The organism is Candidatus Protochlamydia sp. R18 (assembly GCF_000648255.1).
In the GTDB taxonomy this organism is placed as follows: Bacteria; Chlamydiota; Chlamydiia; order Chlamydiales; family Parachlamydiaceae; genus Protochlamydia; species Protochlamydia amoebophila.
Map to the genome: position 1 here is coordinate 1 of NZ_BASL01000222.1, position 312 is coordinate 312.

Sequence of the window (312 nt, forward strand, 5' to 3'; positions counted from 1 at the left end):
TGTAAGGCTTGGGCAGGAAAAAAAACTCATCTCGCGGCAGCCATTGCCAAGCTTAAACGTTTTAGCCTAAGGAAAATAGCAGAGGTGATGGAAGTGGCAAGATCCAATCTTATGGAGCAGCTTAAAGAGCGTTTACCTCATCAGCCAGTCTTTTATTCTAAAGCGGAAAATGAACAGATTTTAGCTTTAATCAAAGAGGTAGTTAAAAACAGGCCGACTTACGGTTATCGCAGGGTCCATGCGATTGTCAATTGCCTTCTCAAAGAGAAAAAACTTAAAGTCATTAATCATAAGCGGGTTTTTAGACTGATG

General features: G+C 40.7%; 1 pseudogene. It reads left to right on the top strand.

The annotated features are described in order from the left end of the window. Window positions 1-312 (top strand): annotated as a pseudogene (locus TY19_RS00180) (IS3 family transposase); the annotation flags it as partial.